Consider the following 25,102-nt stretch of genomic DNA (forward strand, 5'->3'; position numbering starts at 1 on the left):
CGCTCACCCCGCGCCGCCGCGCAGCCGGTATCCGAAGCCGCGGACCGTCTCGATGGTGCGGCGGTCGAACGGTGCGTCGATCTTGCGCCGCAGATAGCCGACGTAGACCTCGACGATGTTGGTGTCACCGTCGAAGTGCTCGTCCCACACATGGGTGAGGATGTCCGTCTTGCTGAGCACCTCGTCGGCATGCCGGACCAGGTACTCCAGCAGGGCGAACTCCCGCGCGGTCAGCTCGATGTCCCGCTCGCCGCGCCGGCAGCGGCGGCGGGCGGGGTCCACGCTCAGGTCGTCGGCCCGCAGCACCGCCGGCCGGGCCGGTGCCCCGCGGCGCAGCAGCGCCCTGAGCCGGGCGACGAGGACGACGTACGAGAAGGGCTTGCTCAGGTAGTCGTCGGCGCCGAGGTCGAGGGCGTCCGCCTCGTCGTACTCGCCGTCCTTCGCGGTGAGCACCAGCACCGGTGTCCAGACCCGGGCGCACCGCAGCCGCTTCAGCACCTCGTAGCCGGACAGGCCGGGCAGCATGATGTCGAGCACGATCACGTCGTACGACTCGTGCAGCGCCCGCCACAGGCCGTCCGTCCCGTCGTGCGCGACCTCGGCGACGAAGCCCTCGGCGGCGAGCCCGTCGGCGATCACCCCGGCCAGCCCGCGCTCGTCCTCGATGATCAGCGTCCGCATGGCAGCCTCGAGTCCACGATAGCCAGCCGCGGGACCGGCGGCAGGAGCAAGCGGTCTCAGAGCGGCTTGGGGGCGAGGGTGGCCAGATAGGCGCCGTAGAGCAGGGACACGGTGGTGAGGGTGCCGTACAGGACACGGGCCCGGTGCCGATGGGTGTGCCAGGTCGTCGTCAGGGCACGGGCCGCCGGGATGAGCAGGGGGAACGCCGGGAGGAGGAAGCGGGGTCTGGACGAGAAGGGGCCGGACATCGCGAGGACCAGCAGGAGCAGGACGCCCGCGAAGACGACCAGCGGCAGCGGGGCGCGCTCGAGACACAGCAGGCAGAAGAGCAGGGTGGCCGCCAGGACGACGAGTACGGCCATCGGGTAGGCAGGGCCGGTGCCGTCCAGGGGCATCGACCGCAGGATGCGCAGGGGCCCGACGCTGAGGTCCAGCTGTGACTTCCAGGCGCTCTGCACCCGGAAGTAGCCGTGCAGCAGGTCACCGGTCTGCCCTCCCACCCACAGCACGTATCCGGTCCAGCCCAGCGGGCCGAGGGCGGCACCGGCCCACAGCCCCCGTGGCACGCGCCCGCGCCGTCGTACGGCCTCGTACAGGGCCGCGCCGGTGACGGCAGCGGCGGCCGCGATGCCGCTCGGCCGGGACAGGCCGGCCAGCAGCGCGAGCGCGCCCGCCGCCGCCCAGCGGCCCTTGAGGACGGCGTACAGGGCCCAGGCCGCGCACGCGGTGAACAGCGGCTCGGTGTAGGCCAGGCCCAGGACGACCGCGTGCGGAAGGACCGCCCACAGGGCGACCAGGGCGGTGGCGACCTCCTGCCCGTACAGGTGGTGCCCGATCGCGTAGATGCCGTACGCGGCGATCAGCGCGCACGTCCAGGCGATCAGCACCCCGGCCTGCCCGGCGGTGAGGTGCACGAGGTCGCTCAGGGCCCGGATGAGCCCCGGATACAGGGGGAAGAACGCCCAGTCGGTCTGGACCGCGCCCGTCGAGGTGATGCGGACCTGGGTTCCGTAACCGTGCTCGGCGATGTGCAGGTACCAGACCGAGTCCCAGGCATGGGCCAGGCTCTTGCCGAACGGGCGGCCGGCGATTGCGTCGACCGCCACCACCACGGCGACCCCGGCCAGCCGGACGACGGCGAAGAGGGCCAGGGCCCGCAGGACACCCGGCGGAGTCTCGACCGCGGGACGTCCGGTCCCGCGGGGACGGTCGGATCGCCTCAACGGGGAGGACGTGCTCACTCTTCGACCATGAGCGGCCCGGCACCCGAGCGCAATCCGGCAAGCGCCCGCCGGGCCGTGCCGGGGGCGGGGGCCGCCGTCGGTCACGGGCCGTGGCGGTAGACCACTCCCGGTCTCAAGGCCGTGGTGGTGGCGAACAGTTGAGGGACGGTGACCAGGTGGTAGCCGCGGGCCTGGAGGGTGCGGACGATGTCGGGGACTGCGGCTGGGGTGGTGGCGTACCGGTCGTGCAGGACGACGATGGCGCCGGGCCGCACCCGGCTCAGTACGCGGTGCTCGATGACGGGCGGATCGTGGTACTTCCAGTCCTTGGCGGTGACGCTCCACATGATCAGCGACATGCCCTCCGCGTCGGCCGCCGCCCGCACCCGCGCGTTCCACGCCCCGAACGGGGGCCGGAAGAGCGTCGGCCGCCGCCCGGTGACGGAGGCGATCTGCCGGGCCGCGGTGCCGATCTCGTACTCGATCCGGGCGAGCGGGAGCCGGGTGAGGCGCGGATGGGTGACGGTGTGGTCCCCGATCGCGTCGCCGGCCCGGTACTCCCGCAGCACGTCCGCGCGGTAGCGCAGCGCGTGCGGTCCGACGAGGAAGAACGTGGCCAGGACATGCCGGCGTTGCAGCGCGTCGAGGATCGGGGCCGTGTACGGGGTCGGCCCGTCGTCGAAGGTCAGCGCGACGCACTTGGCGACCCGGCAGTCGACCGGAGGATCCGGCCCGCCGGCGGCGACCGGGACGGCCGCGCCCCCGGCCAGCAGCGCGAGTGTCGCCAGCGGGACGAGCCCGCGGGGGAGACCGGACATGCCCTGCTCCTTCCACCGGGGACCGGGGCGCCGGCCCCCAGCACATCACCAGCTTCGTCCGGGGGTGCTGAGAGCAGGCTGAGAACGGCAGGGCAGCCCGGAAAAAGGACGGCTAACCGCGTTCTTCCTGTGCACGGGCCGCCCGGCGCGAGCGCAGGACCTCCGCGAGCAGCGGGATCAGGGACACGACGACGATCAGGGCGACCAGCGGCAGCAGATAGCGGTCGACGTTCGGGATCGAGGAACCCAGCGCGTACCCGCCGAGCGTGAGGCCGAGGCTCCACACCAGACCGCCGGTCACCTGCCAGATCGTGAACGTGCGCGCCGGCACGCCCAGGGCGCCCGCCATCGGGTTGAGCACCGTGCGCACCACGGGTACGAAGCGGGCCAGGACGACGGCCTTCGCGTGGCCGTACCGGTCCAGCAGCTCCTCGGCCCGCTGGGCGCCTTCTTGCAGCCGCTTCGAACGGCTGCGGGCGAGCAGCGCCCCGCCCGCCTTCCGGCCGAGCAGGAACCCGAACTGGGCGCCGGCCAGCGCGCCGACGGCCGCCGAGACCAGCAGCGGGCCCAGCGAGAGATGCAGGCTCTGGTCGGCCGAACCCGTGCAGAGCAGGCCGGCGGTGAACAGCAGCGAGTCGCCGGGCAGGAAGAAGCCGACGAGAAGCCCTGTCTCGGCGAACATGACCACGCCGACGCCCAGGACGCCGAACGCGGCCAGCAGCGAGCGTGCGTCCAGGACGTTGACGGCCAGCTGCGTGGCGAGATGCATCGGTGTGGTCATTGGCCCCGGGCCTCCATGAGGGTGACTACAAGCATGTAGACGATCCGTGAATCGTAGACGAGTGGAAGGGGTGATGCGTTCCCGGTGTCTAACGGCCGGAGCGGCCCGGGGCACCGGTACCGGCAGGGTGAACGTCCGGAACCGTATCGGGGCCGGACCACCCGTGGTCGCACAGCCGGCCGACCTGGTAGCCCCGCTCCGCGCAGGTGTCGAGGATGCGGGGGACCGCGCCCAGGGCGGAACGCCAGGCGCCGGGGGCCGAGGTGCGGTCCGAGTCGTGCAGCAGGACCGTGCCGCCGCCGTCCAGGTCCGCGGTGACCGTGCGGTGGACCGACTCGGGCGTGGCCCGCGCCGTCCAGTCCTCGCCCCAGCAGGTCCACAGCACGGGGGTGAGCCCGAGGCGCCGGGCCGCCAGATGGGCGGCGGTGGACATGACGCCGTACGGCGGGCGGAAGAGCGTCGGCCGGGTGCCGGTGATGTCGGCGACCGTGTCGCGGGCGCGGGCGAAGTCCTCGTACGTCGCGCGCGGGCCGCGCAGCAGCAGGGGCCGGTGCCGCCAGCCGTGGACGCCGATCTCGTGGCCGGCCGCCGCGATCTCGCGCACCACGCCGGGGGAACGGCGGGCCTCGCCGCCGAGCAGGAAGAAGGTGGCGCGCACCCCGCGCCGGTCGAGGAGCCGCAGGAAGAAGGGGGTGGACAGCGGGTCGGGTCCGTCGTCGAAGGTGAGGGCGACATGGTCCGGGCGGCCCCGGCCGGACAGGCGGGGCATGGCGCGGTTGCGCAGCGGCCCGAAGGTGGAGACGACGGGGGCGCAGTGGACCGCGGCGAGGGCGGCGGCGGGCAGGGCGGCCAGCGCGGCCGTGCGCAGCGGGCGGGAGGTCGTCACGAGTGGTGTCCCTCCTGGCTGTGGGCGGGCGCGAGGCGGTCCGGGTCGAGGCCGTGGCCCAGGGCGTGGATCAGTGCGGGTCCGTCGTTCGTCGTCGCCACCCCGGTGCCGACGGCGCAGGCCCACACTGCACAGGCCGCGGCGGTGGTGAGCGCGAGCCGCCGGGCGCGGGAGCGGTGCTGCGGGCCGGGGCCCGGCGGCGGGGGCGGCGGGCCCGGCCGGTGGACGACGCGGGCTATCTCGGCCGCGGGGCCGTCACCCGGGGCCCGCGCGAACAGGGCGAGCCCCACCGCGCGCTGCCGCAGTCCCAGCGGGCCGTCGACCAGGTCGCACAGCGCGCTCCTGAGGTCGGCCGGGTCCCGGATCCAGACGGCCACGCCCGCCTCGTCCAGCGCGGCGGCGTTGGCCGGTCCGTGGCCCGGTATGCAGCGGTAGCTCGCCACGGGCAGGCCCGCGGCGAAGGCCTCCAGGGAGGTGAGGCCTCCCGCGTTCTGGACGAGGACGTCCGCCGCGTGCATCAGGCCGGGCATGTCGTCGACCCAGCCGTAGGCGTACTCGACGCCGTCCGCGCGCAACTGCCGGGCCAGGGCCTGGTTGCGGCCGCAGACGACGACCGGGACGGCTGCCCCGCAGTCGCGTAGCTCCCGCGCGACCTGCCGGACCGGGCCGACCCCCCAGGACCCGGCGACCAGCAGCGCGAGCGGGGCGTGCTCCGGCAGCCCGAACCTCGCCCGTGCCCGGGCGCGTTCGACCGGGCCGCCGCCGGGGCGGAAGCGGGGGTCGGTGACCGGCCCGCACACCCGGACGTCCCGGGCCCCGGCCGCCCGCGCCTGGGCGGCGGGCACCGCGTGGGCGGCGAGATGGACGTCCACGCCCTGCGCCACCCACAGCGGATGCACCGAGAAGTCGGTCAGGTAGGTGACGACGGGGGCGGTCAGGCGTCCGCCGAGCCGCAGACCGCCCAGCACACGACTGGCTCCGGGATAGGTGGAGACGACCGCCCCGACGTCCGGGCGCAGCGCCCGCAGCACCCGGTGCTCGGCCGCGCGCAGCAGTGCCCGGGTGGTGGGGCCGCTGCCGCCGGCGCGTTCGGTGCCGGCGTAGATCCGCTGGTAGGCCCAGGGCGCCGCGACGAGCATGCGGTGGTAGCCGTCCCGGACGGCCCGGCCGAGTCCGGCGGGCAGCAGGTCCAGCAGGTCGTACCGGTCGACGGCGAAGCCGTCCGCGCCGAGGCGGCGCTCCAGTTCGGCGGCGGCACCGTCGTGGCCGGCGCCGACGCTCGCCGAGACGATCGCGACCCGGCGCGCGGCCGGCGCCACGACGCGGGACGCCGGCAGGAGCCCCGCGGGCCTCGGCAGCGTACGTCCGGGAATGACCATGGGCTTTCCTCCGCGCAGATGGAAGGACGCGCAACTACAAGTTGTAGTAGTTCGCGGTTCGAAGCCCGGAGCATACCTCCTACAACTAGTAGGAGGTCGCGGGGTAGTCTGTCCTGCGGCAAGGCAACGGAAGGGCGAACGGTGAACGGCTTCAGGGACGGCGGCACACCCGGCAGGCGGGCGCGCGGCGAACTGGAGAGCAACGTGCTCGCCGCCCTCTGGTCCGCGGACGGACCGCTGACGGCACGACAGGTCCTTGAGCGGCTCGCGGGCGATCTGGCCTACACGACGGTCCTGACGATCCTGTCCCGGCTGTACGACAAGGGCATGCTGGTCCGGCACCGCGAGGGCCGCGGCTACGCCTACGAACCGGCCCGCGACGAGGCCTCGCACACCGCGCACCGCATGAAGTCACTGCTGGAGGGCGGTTCCGACCGCGAGGCGGTGCTGGCCCGCTTCGTCTCCGAACTGTCCGAGCAGGACGAGCAGTTGCTCCAGCAGCTGCTGTCCGCGCACGAGGGACCCGACGGCCGCGACAGCGCCGGCCACTGAGACGACGGGAAGTGAGCCGGTGCTGATCAGTGTCTACGTCCCGCTCGTCGTGACGGCCGTGCTGAGCGTCCTCGCGCCGCGCCCGGCCCGCCGGCTCGCCCCGCGCCGTGCCGCCTGGGCGCTGGCCTGCACCGCGCTCGTGACGACCGTCGGCTGGACGGGCTCGCTCGCCCTGCTGGCCTTCAGCGGCGTCGCCCAGATCCCCCAAGTGGCCGCGGAGGGACGCTGGTCGGTGCCCGTCCTGCGGGCCGAGGACCCCGTCCACGTCACCGTCGCGGTCGCCGGCGCCCTCGTCCTGCTCGCGGGGTTCGTCTCCCTGGTCCTCGCCGCCGTACGGCAGACCCGGCACCTCCTGTGGGCCCGGCGCGAGTGCGCCCGCGTGCCCGGCGACGGCGAGCTGGCCGTGGTCGACGCCGACGCACCCCAGGCGTTCGCCCTGCCCGGCGCGCCCGGCCGTATCGTCGTGTCCCGGGGCATGCTGCGCTGCCTCGACGACCAGGAGCGCGAGGCGCTGCTCGCGCACGAACGCGCCCATCTGCGCGGCCGGCACCATCTGTTCCAGGCCCTGTGGCGGCTCACCGCGGCCGTCAATCCGCTGCTGCGGCCCCTGGCCGAGGCGGGCGGTTACGTCCTGGAGCGCTGGGCGGACGAGGAGGCGGCCGCACACGTCGGCAGCCGCAAGGCCGTCGCCCGTGCCGTCGGCCGGGCCGCCCTCGCCGCCTCGGCGCACGCGTCGAGCCCTCCGGCACTCGCCGTCACCGGCGGCGCCGTACCCCAGCGGGTCCGCGCCCTGCTCGCCCCGCCCCCGCCCCGCCGGACCCTCCCCATCGCCGGCGGAGCCTTCCTGCTCGTCCTGTGCTGCGCGGGCCTGGCCAGTGCCGCCTTCGACAGCGACAGGATGGTCGACGACGCGCAGCGGGCCCGGTGTGCCGTGACGGCCGCGCAGTTCGGCGGCGACGCCCACTTCTGCTGTCGGCACCACGGGCCGGGCAAGCGGCACGGGTAGCCGGGGGTGTGTGGTCAGCGGGCGGCGTGGCTCCGGCGCAGCGCGTCCCGGGCGATGCGGGTGGCGGCGAACTCGGTGCCCGCGACGAACCGCATCATCGGCCCGAACACCGGCGCGGCGAGCGACCCGGTGAAGTACAGACCGGGGACGGACGACTCGAAGGTGCCCGTCAGCTCCGGAGCCCTGGCCCCCGGCACACACACCAGTGCCCGCCGCACCCCGGGGGAGAGGAACGGCAGGGCGTCCAGGTCGAGCCGGTAGCCGGTGGCCGCGAGGACGTGGTCGACGGTCAGCTCGGACGTACCGTCAGGCTCGGTGAGGTGCAGGCGCACCGTGGCCCGAGGCGTCACCTCGGCGCGCGTGACGCGGCACGACGTGTGCACCGGTACCACACCCTCGACCCGGTCCCGCAGCCACCAGCCGCCCGACGGGCCCAGCGCGCGCCGGAAGAGCAGGAGCCGGGCGGACGCGGGCAACCGCCGTACGGCGTACGGGGCCTGGCACACCGCGGCCAGGGCCAAGCCGGTGCCCAGGGGCGAGGCCGGCCGGGCGAGGCGCCGGGTCCAGGGGCGGGACAGCACGGGTGTCGTTCCCCATCGCACGCGGCTCTCCCGGACCAGCACGCGCACCTCGGCGCCGGACTCGTGCAGCAGGGCGGCGCTCTCCAGCGCGGACTGGCCGCCGCCCACCACCGCGACCCGCTGCCCGGCGTAGCGCGAGAGGTCGGTGTGGTGGCTGGTGTGCGACACCAGGGCCCCGAGTCCGGGTCCTTCGGGTGCCAGCCGCCTCAATTGGCCGGGTATGTACGCCAGTCCGTTCAGGCCGGTGGCCACGACCGCCGTCCCGGCGGTGAGTTCCCGCCCGTCCGCCAGCCGTACGGCGAATCCCGCGCCGGTGCCGTCCCGGTCGAGGGACACCACCCGGGCGGGGTCCACGTCACCGACGTGACTCTCCTGGAACCACTGCCCGTAGCGCACGAAGACATCGCACGGGATCGGTGTCAGCTCGGTCAGCTCCGGCTCGCCCCGCAGCCGGCGGAAGTCGGCGAGCCGGGCGCCCGGCCCGGGTGCGGACAGATCGGTGGCCGCCGGTGTCGACTTCAGGAACATCCCGGTGGCCATGGCGTGCCGCCAACTGCCCATCACCTCCCCGAAGACGCGCACCGGCACTCCGGCCGCCCGCAGATGCGCGGCCACCGACAGCCCGTACGGACCCGCCCCGACGACGACGACCGGAAGCCCCGCGCGCCCGGTGAACGCCCGCTCAGGTGCGGGGAGTTGATCTGGAAGCGACTGCGTCATGCATCCCCCTGCTGGTCCGCTCGCCGCCTTCCCCCCGGGCGGCGCGACACGTCGGGATGGTGCGACCGCCGCCGCACTCGTCCCCCCTCCGCTGCCGAGTGTGACCTGTCGCCCGTCAGCGGTGTGTGCAATCGGCGCATGTTGCCCGAAAGATGGTCGAATTGTGTGATGTGCATTGCCTTGCCGCGCGCGGTGCGGCTCAGTGGGCACGCAGCGCGGCGAGTGTGGCGGCGAGGTCGGCCGGGCGCGGCCGGTTGTGCGGCAGCCTGGCCAGGACGGCCGCCATGCCGCAGGTGTCGGTCAGCGCCGAGAGGACCAGGCCGCCGGCGATGCCCGCCGACAGGAGCGCGAAGGCCGGGTGGACGAGCAGGGCGAGGAGCAGGCCCAGCAGGACCAGCGCCCCGGCGGTGAGGCGGACCTGCCGCTCCATGGACCAGCCGGCCCCGGTGGCGCGGACCGCGGGCCGCTCCAGTTCGTGTCCGGAGCCGGCCCAGGCGGAGGTGCCGCCGGTGAGCGTGGCCGTGCGGATGCCCTGCTCGGCGAGGAACCGGCAGGCGTTGCCGGAGCTGGCGCCGGAGGCGCACACCATGAGGACGTCGCCGCGTTCGGCCGCGTGCCGTGTCTCGGGCAGCGCGCGCCGGAGCTGGTCCACGGGGATGTTGAGGGCGCCGGGCAGATGGCCGGAGGCGTACTCGCCGGGGCTGCGCACGTCGATGACGGTGAACTCCGCCAGCCGGACGTGGGCCTGCTCGGTGCCGAGGGCGGTGGGGGAGAGGGGGCTGGTCATGGCCGATGACGGCCAGCACACTGCCACCGCCGCCGAGCGCCCCGAGCGTCAGACCGATGACGGCCCCGGCGGCCAGGGCGAGCAGGACCGCGCTCATGCGACGCACCCGTTCCCGCCGGCCGGGCCGACCACCGGCAGCCCCACGTCGGCCCACGCGCGCATGCCGCCCACCACGTCGACGGCCTCGACACCCCTGGCCCGCAGCAGCTCGACGGCCTGCTGCGAGCGGCAGCCGGACCGGCAGATCACGACCACCGGCCGTACCCCTGCCTCCGCGGGCAGCCCGGCACCGGCGGCCAGCGCCTCGAGGGGCAGGTGCACGGCCCCCGGGGCGTGCCCGGCCCGCCACTCGTCGGACCGGCGGACGTCCAGCAGTACGGCGGCCTCGGCGCCCCCGGTGACCTGGCCGTGGCCGGTGCGCGCGGCGGCCCCCGGTGCGGTCACCCGCTCCGGCCCGTCACAGTCCTCGCGCTTTCCTCGGGAGTGACTCGTCATGCGGCGCGCTCCTGCTCGTCCTCCCGGGTACGGACGACGAGCCCGGCCCGCACGGCCGCGTCGAAGGAGTCGTCGACGGCCACGACGTCGCGTCCCCCGGCGTCCAGCAGGGACGCGGCGATGGCGGCCCGCATGCCGCCCGCGCAGTGCACCCACACCTGGCCCGCGGGCACCTCGTCGAGGCGGGGGCGCAGGGTGTGGACGGGGATGTGCACCGAGCCCTCGACAAAGCCGCCCGACCGCTCGGAGGCCCGGCGGACGTCCAGGACGACCACGCCGTCCCGGGGCCGCTCGGCCAGCTCGGCGAACGTGGCCCGGGGGAGGGAGGCCAGGGCGGTGTCCTCCGGCACCCAGTGCGCGGGATCCCCGGTGGCCGCGGCGGCCGGGCGCTCGATCCCGACCCGGACCAGCTCACGCTGGGCGGCGGCGAGCTGCTCGGCGGACTCGGCCAGCAGTGTCACCGGCCTGCCCCAGGGGATCAGCCAGGCCAGGTAGGTGGCGAGCTGTCCGCCGGCCTCGAAGTTGAACGAACCCGCGACATGCCCGGCGGCGAAGGCGACACGGTGGCGCAGGTCCACCACCCATTCCCCGGCGGCGTTGGCCGGGCCCAAGTGGGCGTAGTACGCGGGGACGTCGTCCAGGCCGGCCAGCAGGTCGGCGACGAAGGTGTCGATGTCGCGGACCAGCGCCTCGTTGTTCGCCTTCTCCTTGCCGATCGTCGTGGTCTCGCCGCCGCCCGCCTGGCTCGACGCGCAGAAGCTGCCGAAGCAGTGCGTGGGCAGTACCGCCGTCTCGTCCGGCAGCTCGGCGGCCAGCCGGTGCGCGGAGGCGTGCTGGGCCCGGGCGAGGTCCTCTGTCAGACGCGGTTCGACCAGGTCGGGACGGCCGACGGTGCCGATCAGCAGCGAGCCGCCGGTGAACACCGCGACCGCCGAGCCCTCCCGCTCCAGCGCGTACGACGTGTGGTGCGGGGTGTGCCCGGGAGTCGCCAGCGCACGCAGGACCAGTCCCGTGGCGGCGTCGATCTCGTGGCGGTCACCGTCGTGCACCGGCACGCGCGCGTACGAGACCCGGGCCCCTGCGGGGACCAGGTAGGCGGCGCCCGTGAGCCGGGCCAGTTCCAGACCGCCGGTGACGTAGTCGTTGTGGACGTGTGCCTCCACCACGTGGGATATCCGCACACCGCGCCGCGCCGCCGCCGCGATCACGCCGTCGATGTCCCGCGGCGGATCGACCACCACCGCCGTCCGCTCGCCACCTGCCAGCTAACCGCGGTTGTCGTGCCCCGGCACCTCGATCGTGTCGACGAAGAACATCACGCACTTCTTTCCCGTGCATCCCCGTGTGTCGATTACCCCCCGGGGTATGTGTTCGACAGTAGCGCGGATACCCCCAGGGGTATTTTCGGACCTCGTGATGCCCAGGTCTCCCCGGTGTGCTGTGAAGCCAGTCGAGTGATCGGCGGGCCGATCCCGGGCTTGGGTGCGGTCTGTCGTGGGCTCGGGCGGAGACACTGCCGCCATCCCAGTGGAGGTGGCGAACAGCATGCTCAGCGACAGCACAACGACGATCGTGACCGGGCGGCCGCTCGTGGCGGACGTCGTCGCCGGCGCGCCGCGCGTGGCGGAGATCGCGGCGCGGTGCGCCGAGGAGACGGAGGCCGCCCGGCGGCTCGCGCCCGAGGTGGCCGACGCGGTGCGGGAGGCCGGGTTCGGGCGGCACTTCGTCCCGGCGGCCTTCGGCGGCGCGGAGGGCCGGTTCGTGGACATGACCGCCGCGGTCACCGTGGTCGGCCAGGGCTGCGCCTCAGCGGCCTGGGCCGCCTCGCTGTCCGCGTACGCGGCCCGGTACGGCGCCTTCCTGCCCCTGGGGGGGCAGGCCGAGATCTGGGCCGACGGCCCGAACGCCCTGATGGCCGGCGCGCTGATGCCGGCCGGCAAGGCCGAGCCCGCCTCCGGTGGCTGGCGGCTGACCGGCGAGTGGAAGTACATCAGCGGCGTGCGCTTCGCGGACTGGGTGTTCGCCTGCTCCGCCGTACCGAACGGTCAGGTGGGTCCCGACGGCCGGCCCGAGGTGCGGTTCTTCGCGGTGCCGCGGGCGGACATCGCCGTGAAGGACACCTGGTTCACGATGGGCATGCGCGGGACCGGCAGCGACACCATGGTCCTGGACGACGTCTTCGTGCCCGAGCACCGGACCCTGTCGAGGTTCGACATCAACGCGGGCCGGGCGACCGTGTCCGAGGCCCGCTGCCACACCGTCCCCGTGGACGCCCTGAACGGCCTCCCCCTCGCGGTCCCGGTGCTGGGCGCCGCCCGGGGCGCGCTGCGCGTCGCCGCCGAGCAGACCATGCGCCGGGTCGACCGGCGGGGTGCCCCGGTACGGGAGAAGCCGCCGGTGCAGATCGAGCTGGCCCGTTCGGCCGGCGAGGTGGACGCCGCCGAACTCCTCATGCAACGGGCCGCCCGGGTCGCCGACGGCATCGAGCAGACCCGGGACGGCGAGGCGCCGGTCCGTGGGCCGCGGGACCTCGCGCTGGCCGTGCAGATGCTGGTGTCGGCCGTCGACCGGCTCTTCAGGTCCGGCGGGACCACGGCCCACTTCGAGTCCGACCCCGTCCAGCGGTTCTGGCGGGACGTCAACACCGCCGCGTCCCATGTGATCTTCGACTTCGAGGCCGCCGGGGCCGCCTTCGGCGCCTGGGCGCTCGGGGTCGAGGGCGCGGAGTCCGGGCGCTGAGTCCGGATGTGAGCAAACGTGGTGGCGGCGAGGAGTTGCCGCCACCACCACGCTCGTCTTTTCAGCCCGCCTGGCGCCGGTCCGGTGCGGAGCGGTGCGTGAGGGGTTCGCGCAGGCCGAGGCGGTGCGGTAGACGCCGCGTTCCTGGAGCTTCGGCACCAGCAGGTCCACGATGTCGTCGAGGCCGTCCGGGATCAGGTACGGCGTGACGTTGAAGCCGTCGACCGAGCCGTGCCGCACGAAGTGGGCGAACGTGTCGGCGAGGCCGGACGGGGTGCCGACGTGGCCGCGCTGCGGGCCGAGCGCGATGACGGTCTCGCGCAGCGGCCAGAGGTTCGCCTCCGCCTTCGCGCGCCTCTCGGCCACGACCGCCCGCGGGTCGGCGATGCGCCGGGCGCCGAAGGAACCGTCGTTCTCGGTGACGACCGGGTCCTCCTTGGGCAGCGGCCTGTCGGTGTCCCGGTCGGACAGGTCGATGCCCCACAGCAGCCCGGCGACCCCCAACGCGGTGGCCGGAGTGACCTGTTGGAGCCGGATCCAGCGCTTCTTCTCCAGCGCCTCCTCCTCGGTCGTACCCGGACAGGCGGCGGGCGAGGTCGGCGGGCTCGCTGAAGGTGGAGTTGGAGGTGCTGACCAGGCCGATCCGGCGGGTGACGGCGGCCAGTGCGGCGAGTTGGGTGATGGCGTCGGGCCGTCCGGCCACGTCGAGATCGTGGATCCTGCCGTCGGCCTCGCGCAGCCGGAGGCCCTCGCCGAGGAAGAACGCGTCGAACAGGCCCCGTTCGGCGGTCTGGGCGACCCGGCGGAAGGAGGCGAGGTCGATCTGGGAGCCGCTGTCGGGGGCGGACCAGATGGTCCAGTGGTTGACGCCCTGGAAGAACACCCCGAAGTGGAGCTGTGCGTGCGGCCGGGGGACGTCGAGGGGATCGGTGCGGGTGTCATCGTGCTTCCTCCTGGACGGCCGCGGCGGCGAAGCGGTTGGCGGGGCGCTCCAGCCCCAGGGCCGAGCGCCGGGACGCGCCGGGCAGCGGGCGGGCGGCGAGGCGCAGCTCGGCGAGGGCGGGCAGCACGAGCCGGGGCGGGCGCACGCCGAGCGTAAGGCTGCTCCAGTAGCTTCCGCACGGCCCGGTAGCTTCTCAACTCCGCCTGATATCACCGTCCGACGCACAGCGGACCGACCGGAGAGTCACCCATGCCCCGAGAAGCGCCGTACCTCGCGCTGGCCGACGTGCTGCGTGCCCGTGTTCTCTCGGGGGAGTGGGGCATCGGCGAGCGCCTGCCGTCGCGGGCCCGGCTCGCCGAGGAGTACGGGGTCGGGCGCAACGTCGTCCAGCGGGCCATGGACCGGCTGATCATCGACGGCCTCCTCGAAGGGCGCGCCGGCTCGGGCACCTATGTCCGCACGCCCCGCGAGCGCCTGCGGCTCGTCCGGTCACGGCACCAGGAACGCCGGGGCGGCCCGGCGTTCCTCGCCGGCACGCGGGAGCGGGGCAGAGCCGACGCGTGGGACGCGCACAGCCAGGTGCGCGTCCCCGCTCCGGAGGCGATCGCCGAGCGGCTCGCCATCGGCCCCGGGGACCTCTGCGTCATCACGCACTACGAGTTCCTCGCCGACGGCCGACCCGTCCAGCTCTCCGCCTCCTGGGAGCCGATGGCCCTCACGGGCGGCACACCGATCGTGCTGCCCGAGAGAGGACCCCTGGCGGGGAAGGGGGTGCTGGAGCGCATGCGGTCCATCGGCGTGGTCATCGACACCGTCGTCGAACTGCCCCGCCCGGCTCGCGCCACCCAGGAACAGGCGAACCTGCTGGGGATCGGCGTCGGAGACCTCGTGCTGCGGATCGAGCGGACCATCTACGACACGGACGGCCGCCCGGTGGAAACCGCCGACATCGTCATTCCGGACGTACGCCGGGCCGTGGTCTACGAATTCGGCGTCGAACGGTGACAGCAACGGTGCCACCAAAGGCAACCTCCGTGCGGCTGGGCCTCTTGCGCGATCCGGATTTCAGGCGCCTTTTCGCCGCCACCGCGCTTGGTCAGCTGGGCGATCGCATCATTTTCCTGGCCCTTCCGCTGGTGGCGATCGTGGCCCTGCACGCCGATGAGTTCCAGGTCGGACTGCTGACCGCGGCGACCACGGCGGGCTCGCTCCTGATCGGACTGCCGGCCGGTGCGTGGGTGGACCGGATGCGCAAGCGGCCCGTGATGATCAGTGCCGATCTGCTGCGCGCGCTGATCCTGCTGTCGATTCCGCCGGCGTGGTGGGCGGGTGTGCTGACGCTCTGGTGGCTCTCCACGGTTGCCCTGCTGCACGGGCTGCTGACCGTCTTCTTCGATGTCGCGCACGTCAGCTACCTCCCGCACCTGGTGGGACGGCACAACCTGATCGAGGGGAACGCGAAACTCTCGGCCGTACGCTCGGTGACCAGCATCAGCGGTCCGGCGCTCGCGGGCCCACTGGTCGGCTGGACCGGCGCCCCCGCGGCGCTGCTGGCGAGTTCGCTCGGCATGGCCGCCTCGGGGATCCTCGCGATCGGTATCCGCGGACGGGAGGAGAAACCGTCGGCGGGCTTGAAACGTCACTTTTCACGGGACATCAGGGAAGGATTGAAGTTCGTTCTCGGACAACCCGTCCTGCGCGCAACGATATTCGGGGATGCGCTGTTCAACTTCTTCCTCGTCCTGTACCAGTCCATGCTTCTGGTCTACCTGGACAGGGAAACAGGGCTCGGCTCCTTCGGTATCGGTCTCGTCCTGTCGGGAATGGGGTGCGGCGCGTTGCTGGGCGCCCTGCTGGCGACCGGAGTCGCGCGACGGATCGGGCAGGGCCGGGTCATCTGGCTGGCGCCCCTGGTCACGTGTCCGCCGACCGCCCTGATGCCGTTGGCGCGGCCGGGCTGGAGCGTGTACGTGGCGGCGATCGGGCTCGCGGCTCTCTCCCTGGGCGGAGTCGTCCGCGTGGTGTCCCAGTCGAGCCTCCAGCAGGCCCTCACCCCGGACCGGCTCCTCGGCCGGATGGGCGCGACGGCCCGGTTCGTGTCGTGGGGCGGCATTCCGCTGGGCGGAGTGCTGGGCGGGCTCTCGGGTTCGGTGTGGGGAGCGGCGGTGACGCTGTGGATCGGTGCCGCGGGCATGACGCTGAGCTTTCTCGTCCTTCGTCGGGCAGGCCGGGCGGAACCGATCTTGGTGTGAGTGAACCGATCTCCACCTGATAACGTCTACGCACTTGTAGACGTTCATGTTCCGGACGCCTGCGAGTCATCTGTACGTCCGTTCAGTGCCACCGCGTGTTCCCCGGAGCGCGCCGCACGTGAACCCCGGCCCGGAGATCCGCTTGATGACGACTTCCTCCCCGACCGCCCAGGCACTCGACGGCGCGTCCATAGACGGCGGTCTCTACACCGAGGTCACCGACTTCGCCCGCCACACTCACTGGCTGAACGGCACCGCGGCCGCGTACAGCGCGTACGGCACCGGAATCTTCGCGCTGCTCCTGCTGGTCGCCTGGTGGCGCGCCCGGCGCCAGGGGAGCACCGCGATGGCCGCGGTACTGGCCACACCGTTCGCCGTCGTCCTCGCCTACCTGGTCAACAGCGGGATCAAGACCGTCTTCGAGGAACCCCGGCCGTGCCGGGCGCTGCCCCACGACTTCCTCATCGAGGCGTGCCCCGCCCCCGACGACTACGCCTTCCCCAGCAACCACACCACCGTCGCCTTCGCGTTCGCGGTGGCGCTCCTCCTCGTCAACCGCCGGCTCGGCTCCGTCGCCCTGCTCGCGGCCGTCGCGATGGGCGCCTCGCGCGTCTACGTCGGTGCCCACTACCCCCACGATGTCGCCGTGGGTGCCCTGGTCGGCAGCATCGTCGCCCTCGTCGCGATCCTTGCGGCGCGCCGCTTCGCACCACCCCTGGTGGACCGCCTGCGCGACGGGGCCCTGCGCCCGCTGCTCGTCGCGTAGCCGCACCGGCGCGGGGTCGGCCGAGTCGCGGCCAGGCTCAGTGGGTGGTCCCCCCGGTGACCCTCAGGTCCTGGCCGACGGGGGTGGCGGCCGCCGTGTGGAGCAGGGCGCGCAGGCCGCGGGCGACCGTGGTGGGCTCCAGGGCCGGGGCGGTGCCGTCGGTGACCTGCTCCGGCGCCCAGGGCACGTGCACGAAACCGCCCCGGACATGGGAGAGTTCGGTGGCGATGAGGTGGCCGAGGCCGTACGCGACGTGGTTGCAGACGAACGTACCGGCCGTGTGCGAGACGGCGGCCGGTACACCGGCCGCGCGCACGGCGGCGACGCAGGCCTTCACAGGGAGGGACGAGAAGTACGCGGCGGGGCCGCCCGGGACCACGGCTTCGTCGATGGGCTGACGGCCCTTGTTGTCGGGGATCCGTGCGTCGTCGAGGTTGACGGCGACGCGTTCGACCGTCACACCGGGCCGGCCGCCCGCCTGGCCCAGGCACAGGACCAGATCGGGGGCCGACGCGTGGACGGCCTCGCGCAGCGCCTCGACGGACTCACCGAAGACACACGGCAGTTCTGCGGCGGTGACCGTCAGTCCGGCCGGCGGCTCGGCGGCCACCAGACGGGCCGCCTGCCAGGACGGGTTCACGCTCGCGCCGCCGAAGGGGGCGAAGCCGGTGATGAGCACACGGGTCATGACACGTCCTTCCCTTGCGAGGAGCAGCGGCCGGTAGCGGTCAGAACGCGAAGAGCGCCATGATCACGGTGGAGCAGGCCAGGAGCGGCAGCGCCGTCGGGATCTGGGCCTTGATGGGACCGTACTGGTCCTTCAGTTCGAGCAGCGTCGCCGGGACGATGTTGAAGTTGGCGGCCATCGGCGTGCACAGCGTCCCCGAGAAGCCGGCCAGCATGCCGATCGCGAGGACGGCCGGTGCGTTGCCGTGCATCTGCTCGATGAGGACGGGCCAGCCGACCGCCGCGGTCATCACCGGGAACGCGGCGAAGGCGTTGCCCATGATCAGGGTGAACAGGAACATGCCGAGGCAGTAGGCCGCCACGGCCAGGTACCTGGAGTGGTCCGGCAGGATGTCGTGCACGATCCTGCCGACCTGGGTGCCGACCCCGGCCAGCGCGAAGATCGAGCCGAGTACGGCGAGGAGCTGGGGCAGCAGCAGGGCGGAGCCCATCGCCTCCAGCATGGAGCGGCCGGAGTGCAGCGGTACGGACAGCCTGCGCTCGCCGGTGACCAGCATGCCGACGACGAGGGCGACCAGACAGCCGGCCCCGAGCCCGAGCAGCGTGGCCTTGCCCTTCTCGAACAGGCCGGTGCCGTCCAGGACGGAGGCGCACACGATGGCGACCAGCGGGATGGTCAGAGCCGGGAGGAAGATCCTGCTGCCGAGCCGGGACGCGGAGGCCTCGCGTTCCTCGGCGGTGCTGGTGACGGGCTCGCCCTTGCCGAGGAAGTTGAATCCGGCCAGCACGATCAGGGCGAGGACGGCGACGCCGAGCGGTTCGGCGGGCAGGGTCCAACCTCCGTTGTGCGCGGTGGCGTTGGCGACCCCCGTGCCGTAGGGGAAGGTGAGGCCGAGCAGGCCCCAGAAGGCGGCGGAGGTCCGGCGCCTGGGGTTGGAGCGGTCGGCCGCCATCTGCGCGGCCATGACGACGAAGACGAGGCCCACCAGCCAGTAGAGCCATTCGACCTTGATCACTTGTCGGTTCCCTTCGGCAGCGGCAGGTCGTGCTCGGCATGGGCGAGTGCCATGTCCCGCTGCAGCTGCCGGTCCAGGAGCAGCAGTCGGGCGCCGTGGACGAGGAAGGCGCAGACGGCGAGGGGCACCGCCCACAGGGCCAGCTGGGTCGGTTCCAGATTCTGGTGGTAGGTCGAGTTCACGAAGCCGGTGATCAGCAGGATCGAGCCGATCGCGAGGAAGCAGTCCTCGCCGAAGAAGAGGCCCACGGTGTCGGCCGACGCGGCGTAGGAGCGCACCTTCTCGCGCAGGCGGTCGGGCAGTGCGGCGCCCGTCGAGCGCTCGGCGGCGGCCTCGGCCATGGGCGCGACGAGCGGTCGTACGGTCTGCGCGGGGCCGCAGACGCTGGTGAGGCCGAGGGCCGCGGTGATCTGACGGGTCAGCAGATAGACGGCGAGGAACCGGCCGGTGCTCAGGGCGCCGAGCCGGCCGATGAGCCGGCGGGCCTGTTCGCGCAGGCCGTAGCGCTCCAGCAGGCCGATCACGGGCAGGACGACGGCGAAGACGGTGACCGAGCGGCTGTCGGCGAAGGACCGGCCGAAGGCCGCGAGGACCTCCAGTGGGTTCATTCCGCCGATCAGCCCGGTGAAGACACCGGCGACGCCGACCACGAGGACGGGATTGCGGCGCGTGACGAATCCGAGGATCACCACGACCACGCCGAGGAGAACGATCATGCGGTGGCCTTCTTCCCTGGGGGACGCAGGGACCGTAGGGGATCGTTCAACGATCGAACAAGGGGTGGGACGGAAAAATTGACGTCTTGTCGGATCGTTCAACAATCGACTATGTTCTGCAGATTGTGATCGACCTCAACGCGGACCTCGGTGAAGGCTTCGGGCGGTGGACCCTCACCGACGACGACGCCCTGCTCTCCGTCGTGACCAGCGCCAATGTCGCCTGCAGCTTCCACGCGGGCGACCCTGTCGTGATGCGCCGCGTCTGCGACCTCGCCGCCGAACGCGGCGTACGGATCGGCGCCCAGGTGTCCTACCGTGACCTGGCCGGCTTCGGCCGCCGCGCCATGGACGTACCGCCCGATGAACTGGCGGCCGAGACGGCCTACCAGATCGGGGCCCTGCGGGTCTTCGCGCAAGCCGCCGGGGCCGAGGTGGCCTACGTCAAGCCGCACGGCGCGCTCTACAACCGCACCGTGCACGACGCCGAGCAGGCCGCGGCCGTGGTGGCCGGCGTACAACTGGCGGGCGGGGCGCTGTCGGTGCTCGGCCTGCCGGGATCACTGCTGCTCGCGGCGGCCGAGGAGGCGGGCCTGACCGCCGTGCCCGAGGCGTTCGCGGACCGCGCGTACACCCCCGAGGGCACGCTCGTGCCGCGGCGCGAGACGAACGCCGTGGTGACCGACGAGGACACGGTGGTCCGGCGCGCGCTGGCGTTCGCGGTGGACGGCGCGGTCGAGGCCGTGGACGGTACGACGGTCGAGGTCGCCGCCCGCTCCCTGTGCGTCCACGGCGACACCCCGGGCGCCGCCCGGATCGCGGCGCGGGTGCGCGCGGCCCTCGAGGCGGCCGGGGTCGAGGTCGGGGCGTTCGCATGACGCAGAGCACGCCGGAGAGCCGGTCTGTGCGGGTGCGCCGCGCCGGGCGGTGTGCGCTGCTCGTCGAACTGCCGGACGCCGAGCGGGCCGCGGCCTTCCACGCCGAACTCCTGCGGCGGCGCGCGGCGGGAACCCTGCCGCCGGTCGCGGAGATCGTGCCGGGGGCGCGGACGGTACTCCTGGACGGTGTCACCCACCCCGAACAGCTGGCACGCCGGATGGCCGGCTGGGAGGTGCCGTCCCGCGCCGCCGACGACAGCGGAGTCGTGGAGATCCCCGTGCGCTACGACGGACCGGACCTGCCCCACGTGGCCGCGCGGTGGGGGGTCCGCACGGAGGAGGTCGCCGCACGGCACGCCTCGTACACCTACCGCGTCGCCTTCTGCGGCTTCGCCCCCGGCTTCGGCTACCTCACCGGACTGCCCGCCGAGCTGCACCTGCCGCGCCGCGACACACCACGCACCCGGGTGCCGGCCGGCGCCGTGGCCCTCGCCGGTCCCTACAGTGCGGTGTACCCGCGCGCCACGCCCGGCGGCTGGCAGCTGATCGGCACGATGCCGGACCCGGCCCCGCTGTGGGACCTCACCCGGGACGAACCGGCGCTGCTCACCCCGGGGACGCGGGTGCGGTTCGTGGCCGAGAGCGGTGCGCCATGACCGCCGGGCTGACCGTCGTACGCCCCGGCGCCCTCACCACCGTCCAGGACGCCGGCCGGCCTGGCCACGCCCACCTGGGCGTCCCCCGCTCCGGCGCCCTCGACGCCCCCGCCATGACCCTGGCCAACCGGCTGCTCGGCAACGCCCCCGACGCCGCCGTCCTGGAGACCACCCTGACCGGCTGCGCCCTGCGCCCCGACCACACCGTGACCGTCGTGGTCGGCGGCGCGCCCTGCCCGGTGGCGGTCGACGGCCGGCCGGCCCCCTGGGGTCTGCCCGTACGGGTGCCCGCGGGCGCCGTCCTGGACGTGGGCGCCGTGACCGCGGGCGTACGCTCCTACGTCGCCGTCGCCGGCGGCATCGCCGTCGAGCCCGTCCTGGGCAGCCGCTCGGCGGACCTGCTTTCCGGACTCGGCCCGGCACCCCTGCGCGCCGGAGACGTCCTCCCCTTCGGCACCACCGCCCCGCGGACGGCGCCCGCCGACCTCGCCCCCTGGCCCGCGCCACCCGCCGAACTGACCCTGCCGCTGCGGCTCGGCCCCCGCGCCGACTGGTTCACCCCCGAGGCGCTGCGCACCCTCACCTCCGCGACGTACCGCGTTTCGCAGCACAGCAACCGCATAGGCCTGCGCACCGAAGGGCCACCCCTGGAACGCGCGTCACCGGGCGAACTGCCCAGCGAGGGCATGGTGCTCGGCGCCGTACAGGTGCCCCCCGACGGCCGCCCGGTGGTGTTCCTGCACGACCACCCGACCACCGGGGGCTACCCGGTGATCGGCGTGGTCACGGAACCCGCCCTGGCCGCGGCGGCCCAGGCCGCGGCGGGGACACCGGTCCGTTTCACCCTCGGTTGACCCCGGCCCAGGGCGCACAATGGGTGCATGGCTGGTCGCTGGCAGTTCTGGATCGACCGCGGTGGCACCTTCACCGATGTCGTGGCGGTGACGCCGGACTCCGAAGTGGTCACCCGCAAACTGCTCTCGGAGCGGCCGGAGGCGTACCGGGACGCGGCCGTCGCCGGGATCAGGATGGTGCTGGCCCTGGAGGCGGACGAGCCGATTCCGGCCGACCGGATCGAGGTGGTGAAGATGGGCACCACCGTCGCCACCAACGCGCTGCTGACCCACTCCGGCGAGCCGACCGCCCTCGTCATCACCCGAGGCTTCCGCGACGCCCTGCGCATCGCCTACCAGAACCGCCCGCACATCTTCGACCGCCGCATCCTGATCCCGGAGGCCCTGTACGACCGGGTGATCGAGGTGGAGGAACGGGTGGGCGCGCGCGGCGAACCCGTCCGTCCGCTCGACCTGGACGCCGCACGCGAGGCACTGGCGGCGGCGTACACGGACGGGTTGCGCAGCGCCGCCGTCGTCCTCCTGCACGGGTACCGCCATCCCGCGCACGAGGCCGCCGTCGCCGAGGCGGCCCGCGCGATCGGGTTTTCGCAGGTCAGCTGCTCCCACGAGGTCAGCCCGCTGATCAAGCTGGTACCGCGGGGCGACACGACCGTGGTCGACGCCTACCTCTCACCCATCCTGCGCCGCTACGTCGACCAGGTGGCGGGCGAACTGAGCGGCGTACGGCTGATGTTCATGCAGTCCGGGGGCGGCCTGCGCGAGGCGGGCCACTTCCGGGGCAAGGACGCCGTGCTGTCCGGCCCGGCGGGCGGCGTCGTCGGTATGGCCCGTGCCGCGCGGCGCGCCGGTCACACCCGGGCGATCGGCTTCGACATGGGCGGCACCTCGACCGACGTGTCCCACTACGCGGGCGAGATCGAACGGGTCCTGGGCACCCAGGTGGCCGGGGTGCGGATGCGGACACCGATGACCGACATCCACACCGTCGCCGCGGGCGGCGGTTCGGTCCTGCACTTCGACGGGATGCGCTACCGCGTCGGCCCGGACTCGGCCGGCGCCGACCCCGGCCCGGTCTGCTACCGGCGCGGCGGGCCGCTGACCGTCACCGACGCCAACGTCATGCTCGGCCGCGTCCAACCCGCCTTCTTCCCCCGGGTGTTCGGCAAGAACGGCGACCAGCCCCTGGACGATGCCGCGGTCCATGACCGGTTCACCGAACTAGCCGAGCAGACCGCCGCCGCGACCGGGCGGCGCCGCGGCCCGGAGGAGGTCGCGGCGGGCTTCCTCGACATCGCCGTGCTCAACATCGCGAACGCCGTGAAGCGGATCTCCGTCCAGCGCGGCCGCGACATCACCCGCTACGCGCTCGTCGCCTTCGGCGGCGCGGGCGGCCAGCACGCCTGCGCGGTCGCCGACCGGCTCGGCATCGACACCGTCCTGATCCCGCCGCTCGCCGGGGTGCTGTCCGCGTACGGCATCGGGATGGCGGACGCGGTCGCCCTGCGTGAACGCTCCGTCGAGGCCCCCCTCGACCGGCCGGAGACGGCGGACCGCGTCGAAGCCGTCCGCGCCGAACTGGACGAACAGGCGCGCGCCCAGCTGCACGAGGAAGGCGTGCCGCAGGACACCGTCCGTACGACCGCGCGCGTCCTGCTGCGCTACGAGGGCACCGACTTCTCGCTGCCCGTGCCGCTGGGCCCGGCCGAGGGCATGCGGGCCGACTTCGCCCGCGACCACCGCGACCGCTACGGCTTCACCATGCGCAAGCCGCTGGTCGTGGAGGCCATCGAGGTCGAGGCCACCGGCTCCTCCGGCCCGCGCACCGCCACCACGACCGAACCGCCGCCGCGCACCGGCACGCTGCGACCGGCCGCCACCGTACGGATGTTCGCCGAGGGCCGCCGGCAGCCCACCCGGCTGTACCGGCGCGCGGACATCCGCGCCGGGGACCTGGTCGAGGGCCCGGCGATCATCGCAGAGGCGGACGGAACCACGGTGGTCGACCCCGGCTGGCGCGCCGCGGCCGACGAGCACGGCGACCTCGTCCTCACCCGCTCCCGGCCCCGCCCGTCCCGTACGGCGGTCGGCACCACCGTCGACCCGGTCATGCTGGAGGTCTTCAACAACCTCTTCATGTCCGTCGCCGAGCAGATGGGCGTGCGGCTGGAGAGCACCGCCCACTCGGTCAACATCAAGGAACGCCTCGACTTCTCCTGCGCGCTCTTCGACCCGGACGGCAACCTCATCGCCAACGCGCCCCACATCCCCGTCCACCTCGGCTCGATGGGCGAGTCCATCAAGGAGGTGCTGCGCCGCAACGAGGGCTCGATCCGCCCCGGCGACGTCTACGCCGTCAACGACCCGTACCACGGCGGTACCCACCTGCCCGACATCACCGTCGTCACCCCGGTCTTCGACGAGGCGGGCGAGCGGCTGCTCTTCCTGGTCGCCTCGCGCGGCCACCACGCCGAGATCGGCGGCATCAGCCCCGGATCCATGCCCGCGTTCAGCACCACCATCGACGAGGAGGGTGTGCTCTTCGACAACTGGCCGCTGATGCGCGACGGACACTTCCGCGAGGACGAGACCCGGGAGCTGCTGACCACGGCCCGCCATCCCTCCCGCGACCCGGACACCAACCTCGCCGACCTGCGCGCGCAGATCGCCGCCAACGAGAAGGGCATCCGCGAACTGCGCGGAATCATCGACCAGTTCGGCCTCGACGTCGTCCACGCCTACATGCGCCACGTCCAGGACAACGCCGAGGAGTGCGTCCGCCGCATCATCGCCACCCTCGACGACGGCGAACACCGCTACGAGACCGACAACGGCGCCGTCATCCAGGTCGCCCTGCACGTCGACCGCGAAACCCGCGGCGCCGTCCTGGACTTCACCGGCACCTCACCCCAGCAGTCCGGCAACCTGAACGCGCCCACCTCCGTCGTCATGGCGGCCGTCCTGTACGTCTTCCGCACCCTCGTCGCCGATGACATCCCGCTCAACAGCGGCTGCCTGAAACCCCTCGACGTGCGCATCCCCGCCGGCTCCATGCTCTCCCCCGCCCACCCGGCCGCCACCGTCGCCGGCAACGTGGAGACCTCCCAGGCCGTCACCGGCGCCCTGTACGCCGTCCTGGGCGCCCAGGCCGAGGGCTCCGGCACGATGAACAACGTCTCCTTCGGCAACGACCGCGTCCAGTACTACGAGACCGTCGCCTCCGGCGCCGGCGCGGGCGAGGACTTCGACGGGGCGGACGCCGTGCAGACCCACATGACCAACTCCCGCCTCACCGACCCCGAGATCCTGGAGTGGCGCTACCCGGTGCGCGTGGAGGAGTTCCGTATCCGTGAGGGCAGCGGCGGCGCGGGCCGCAGGCACGGCGGGTGCGGAGTGGAACGCCGGATACGGTTCACCGAGCCGATGACGGTCGCGGTCGTCTCCGGTCACCGCCGCGTCCCGCCCTACGGCATGGCCGGCGGTGAACCCGGCGCCCTCGGCGAGAACCTGGTCGAACGCGCCGACGGCCGCACCGAGCGGCTGCGCGGCTGCGACACGGCGGACGTCACCGAGGACGACGTGCTGGTGATCCGCACACCCGGGGGAGGCGGGTACGGGCCCGCCGACGGCACCTCGTCCGCCCGGTGAGGTGCCTCCCTCGTGGTGGTGCTCCCGGCCGGAGCCTG

The 25,102-nt window shown here is 73.6% G+C and carries 25 protein-coding genes; 10 read left to right on the forward strand and 15 right to left on the reverse strand.

Annotated features, from left to right (window positions below):
- Positions 1–3: 3 nt before the first annotated feature.
- From ACH47Z_RS05490 to ACH47Z_RS05515, 6 genes are all read right to left on the reverse strand, one after another.
- The gene (locus ACH47Z_RS05490) at positions 4–681 is read right to left on the reverse strand and encodes a response regulator transcription factor (RefSeq protein ID WP_399070768.1); all 678 of its coding nucleotides are present in this window, start codon (positions 679–681) and stop codon (positions 4–6) included.
- Between the two features lie 56 nt (positions 682–737).
- Positions 738–1,922, reverse strand: a complete 1,185-nt coding sequence (locus ACH47Z_RS05495; RefSeq protein ID WP_399070770.1) for a glycosyltransferase family 39 protein — start codon at positions 1,920–1,922, stop codon at positions 738–740.
- A gap of 83 nt (positions 1,923–2,005) precedes the next feature.
- A complete protein-coding gene (locus tag ACH47Z_RS05500) occupies positions 2,006–2,722 on the reverse strand; it encodes a polysaccharide deacetylase family protein (RefSeq protein WP_399070773.1) in 717 nt (238 codons plus the stop codon).
- A 112-nt stretch (positions 2,723–2,834) separates the two neighbouring features.
- Positions 2,835–3,503, reverse strand: a complete 669-nt coding sequence (locus tag ACH47Z_RS05505) for a DedA family protein (protein WP_399070775.1) — start codon at positions 3,501–3,503, stop codon at positions 2,835–2,837.
- A gap of 88 nt (positions 3,504–3,591) precedes the next feature.
- Positions 3,592–4,389 carry a polysaccharide deacetylase family protein gene (locus ACH47Z_RS05510; protein ID WP_399070777.1) on the reverse strand — a complete coding sequence of 266 codons (798 nt, stop codon included), beginning with the start codon at positions 4,387–4,389 and terminating at the stop codon, positions 3,592–3,594.
- Positions 4,386–5,768 carry a glycosyltransferase gene (locus ACH47Z_RS05515; protein ID WP_399070779.1) on the reverse strand — a complete coding sequence of 461 codons (1,383 nt, stop codon included), beginning with the start codon at positions 5,766–5,768 and terminating at the stop codon, positions 4,386–4,388. The genes ACH47Z_RS05510 and ACH47Z_RS05515 overlap by 4 nt, the downstream gene beginning before the upstream one ends.
- A gap of 141 nt (positions 5,769–5,909) precedes the next feature.
- On the opposite strand from ACH47Z_RS05515, the gene ACH47Z_RS05520 reads away from it, so the two are divergent.
- On the forward strand, positions 5,910–6,320 hold the full coding sequence (locus tag ACH47Z_RS05520; RefSeq protein ID WP_399070781.1) for a BlaI/MecI/CopY family transcriptional regulator: 411 nt from the start codon (positions 5,910–5,912) through the stop codon (positions 6,318–6,320).
- A gap of 19 nt (positions 6,321–6,339) precedes the next feature.
- Positions 6,340–7,326 carry a M56 family metallopeptidase gene (locus tag ACH47Z_RS05525; protein ID WP_399070783.1) on the forward strand — a complete coding sequence of 329 codons (987 nt, stop codon included), beginning with the start codon at positions 6,340–6,342 and terminating at the stop codon, positions 7,324–7,326.
- Positions 7,327–7,340: 14 nt separating this feature from the next.
- On the opposite strand, the gene ACH47Z_RS05530 is transcribed toward ACH47Z_RS05525, so the two are convergent.
- From ACH47Z_RS05530 to ACH47Z_RS05545, 4 genes are all read right to left on the reverse strand, one after another.
- Complete coding sequence (locus ACH47Z_RS05530; protein WP_399070786.1) at positions 7,341–8,627, reverse strand: FAD-dependent oxidoreductase; 1,287 nt, start codon at positions 8,625–8,627, stop codon at positions 7,341–7,343.
- Positions 8,628–8,826: 199 nt separating this feature from the next.
- Positions 8,827–9,414, reverse strand: a complete 588-nt coding sequence (locus ACH47Z_RS05535) for a rhodanese-like domain-containing protein (protein ID WP_399070788.1) — start codon at positions 9,412–9,414, stop codon at positions 8,827–8,829.
- 93 nt (positions 9,415–9,507) lie between these two features.
- Positions 9,508–9,909, reverse strand: coding sequence for a rhodanese-like domain-containing protein (locus tag ACH47Z_RS05540; protein WP_399070790.1), 402 nt, complete (start codon positions 9,907–9,909; stop codon positions 9,508–9,510).
- Positions 9,906–11,174, reverse strand: a complete 1,269-nt coding sequence (locus ACH47Z_RS05545) for a rhodanese-like domain-containing protein (RefSeq protein WP_399071378.1) — start codon at positions 11,172–11,174, stop codon at positions 9,906–9,908. Before ACH47Z_RS05545 ends, ACH47Z_RS05540 begins: the two co-directional genes overlap by 4 nt.
- A gap of 280 nt (positions 11,175–11,454) precedes the next feature.
- On the opposite strand from ACH47Z_RS05545, the gene ACH47Z_RS05550 reads away from it, so the two are divergent.
- Complete coding sequence (locus tag ACH47Z_RS05550; protein ID WP_399070792.1) at positions 11,455–12,648, forward strand: acyl-CoA dehydrogenase family protein; 1,194 nt, start codon at positions 11,455–11,457, stop codon at positions 12,646–12,648.
- A 61-nt stretch (positions 12,649–12,709) separates the two neighbouring features.
- Here the strand turns inward: ACH47Z_RS05550 and ACH47Z_RS05555 are convergent, their stop codons facing one another.
- On the reverse strand, positions 12,710–13,531 hold the full coding sequence (locus ACH47Z_RS05555; RefSeq protein WP_399070794.1) for an LLM class flavin-dependent oxidoreductase: 822 nt from the start codon (positions 13,529–13,531) through the stop codon (positions 12,710–12,712).
- Positions 13,532–13,586: 55 nt separating this feature from the next.
- Positions 13,587–13,736 carry a hypothetical protein gene (locus ACH47Z_RS05560; protein WP_399070796.1) on the reverse strand — a complete coding sequence of 50 codons (150 nt, stop codon included), beginning with the start codon at positions 13,734–13,736 and terminating at the stop codon, positions 13,587–13,589.
- Between the two features lie 104 nt (positions 13,737–13,840).
- Between ACH47Z_RS05560 and ACH47Z_RS05565 the strand changes: the two genes are divergently transcribed.
- From ACH47Z_RS05565 to ACH47Z_RS05575, 3 genes are all read left to right on the forward strand, one after another.
- A complete protein-coding gene (locus ACH47Z_RS05565) occupies positions 13,841–14,596 on the forward strand; it encodes a GntR family transcriptional regulator (protein WP_399070798.1) in 756 nt (251 codons plus the stop codon).
- Positions 14,597–14,625: 29 nt separating this feature from the next.
- The gene (locus ACH47Z_RS05570) at positions 14,626–15,843 is read left to right on the forward strand and encodes an MFS transporter (protein WP_399070800.1); all 1,218 of its coding nucleotides are present in this window, start codon (positions 14,626–14,628) and stop codon (positions 15,841–15,843) included.
- Positions 15,844–15,988: 145 nt separating this feature from the next.
- On the forward strand, positions 15,989–16,609 hold the full coding sequence (locus tag ACH47Z_RS05575; protein ID WP_399070802.1) for a phosphatase PAP2 family protein: 621 nt from the start codon (positions 15,989–15,991) through the stop codon (positions 16,607–16,609).
- A 37-nt stretch (positions 16,610–16,646) separates the two neighbouring features.
- Here the strand turns inward: ACH47Z_RS05575 and pcp are convergent, their stop codons facing one another.
- From pcp to ACH47Z_RS05590, 3 genes are read right to left on the reverse strand one after another with little or no spacing between them, the layout of a single operon-like run.
- Positions 16,647–17,297 (reverse strand): pyroglutamyl-peptidase I, encoded by a 651-nt coding sequence (gene pcp, locus ACH47Z_RS05580; protein ID WP_399070804.1) that lies wholly within the window; start codon positions 17,295–17,297, stop codon positions 16,647–16,649.
- Positions 17,298–17,337: 40 nt separating this feature from the next.
- Positions 17,338–18,312, reverse strand: coding sequence for a DUF979 domain-containing protein (locus tag ACH47Z_RS05585; protein WP_399070807.1), 975 nt, complete (start codon positions 18,310–18,312; stop codon positions 17,338–17,340).
- A complete protein-coding gene (locus tag ACH47Z_RS05590) occupies positions 18,309–19,028 on the reverse strand; it encodes a DUF969 domain-containing protein (protein WP_399070809.1) in 720 nt (239 codons plus the stop codon). The genes ACH47Z_RS05585 and ACH47Z_RS05590 overlap by 4 nt, the downstream gene beginning before the upstream one ends.
- A 125-nt stretch (positions 19,029–19,153) precedes the next feature.
- Between ACH47Z_RS05590 and ACH47Z_RS05595 the strand changes: the two genes are divergently transcribed.
- The 4 genes from ACH47Z_RS05595 to ACH47Z_RS05610 are packed head-to-tail and all read left to right on the forward strand — an operon-like array spanning position 19,154 to position 25,064.
- Positions 19,154–19,906 carry a LamB/YcsF family protein gene (locus ACH47Z_RS05595; protein WP_399070810.1) on the forward strand — a complete coding sequence of 251 codons (753 nt, stop codon included), beginning with the start codon at positions 19,154–19,156 and terminating at the stop codon, positions 19,904–19,906.
- A complete protein-coding gene (locus tag ACH47Z_RS05600; protein ID WP_399070812.1) occupies positions 19,903–20,562 on the forward strand; it encodes an allophanate hydrolase subunit 1 in 660 nt (219 codons plus the stop codon). Before ACH47Z_RS05595 ends, ACH47Z_RS05600 begins: the two co-directional genes overlap by 4 nt.
- On the forward strand, positions 20,559–21,416 hold the full coding sequence (locus ACH47Z_RS05605) for a biotin-dependent carboxyltransferase family protein (RefSeq protein WP_399070814.1): 858 nt from the start codon (positions 20,559–20,561) through the stop codon (positions 21,414–21,416). The genes ACH47Z_RS05600 and ACH47Z_RS05605 overlap by 4 nt, the downstream gene beginning before the upstream one ends.
- A gap of 27 nt (positions 21,417–21,443) precedes the next feature.
- Positions 21,444–25,064, forward strand: coding sequence for a hydantoinase B/oxoprolinase family protein (locus ACH47Z_RS05610; RefSeq protein WP_399070817.1), 3,621 nt, complete (start codon positions 21,444–21,446; stop codon positions 25,062–25,064).
- The last annotated feature ends 38 nt before the right edge of the window (positions 25,065–25,102 follow it).

It is taken from the genome of Streptomyces sp. NPDC020192 (genome assembly GCF_044388685.1).
Lineage (GTDB): Bacteria > Actinomycetota > Actinomycetes > Streptomycetales > Streptomycetaceae > Streptomyces.